At 47.1% G+C, this 654-nt stretch carries 1 protein-coding gene; it reads right to left on the bottom strand.

Translation table 11 applies throughout. The features are described 5' to 3' along the window. A partial coding sequence (locus R7Q46_RS27705; protein ID WP_318078358.1) for a hemolysin occupies positions 1-632 on the bottom strand: 632 nt, incomplete at its 3' end. Positions 633-654 lie beyond the last annotated feature (22 nt).

Here is a 654-nt window from a genome sequence, read left to right as displayed (position 1 = left end):
GAGGTGGTCCACTTAACGCCCATACCGCGTTCCATGGAAGCCTTTGGTTTGGCTGCGGTGACGTAATCCTTACTCGAGTAACGAGACGTATAAGCCACACCGAGATCGGTCGTCAACGAGCCAGAAAAACTTGGTGCCGAGCCCGGTGTTGCAGTCGCGGTTAAGCCGATAGACGGTGCAACCGTGGTTGTCGATACCGAAACATCATTGGCTTCGTTTTGCGGTGAGTAATCCTCACTAAATACAGGCGTGCCACCAGCTTGATAGATGCTGTAATCGAACGCAACTGGGTAGTTTTGAGTAAAACGGTCAACAATCGCTGCATCAAAAGTGTGTTTTACACCCGGCTTACCTGGTACATAACCATTCCCTAGAGTGATCACGCGAGCCGCTTTTTTGTCGTTCTTTGAGTTGTGGAATAACTCAACCAGTAACTTCATCTGCACACGGCTACCACGAAACTCGTACGGGAAAAGCTCAGGCTCGCTTTGCATCACGACCTCATAACTTTTCTTTACGTAACCTTCTAGCGCGATGTTATCAATCAAGACACTTTCTACAACCTTGTTATCAGAAGCAGCAGCAGTAGCGGAAATCCCTAACATTAGGGGAAGCAGTATTTTCTTATTCATTATTTTATTACCTTACTTGGGA

This window comes from Vibrio sp. 811 (assembly GCF_033339195.1).
Note: the sequence above shows the minus strand (reverse complement) of the source record. Positions and strands in the feature narration are given on the sequence as shown.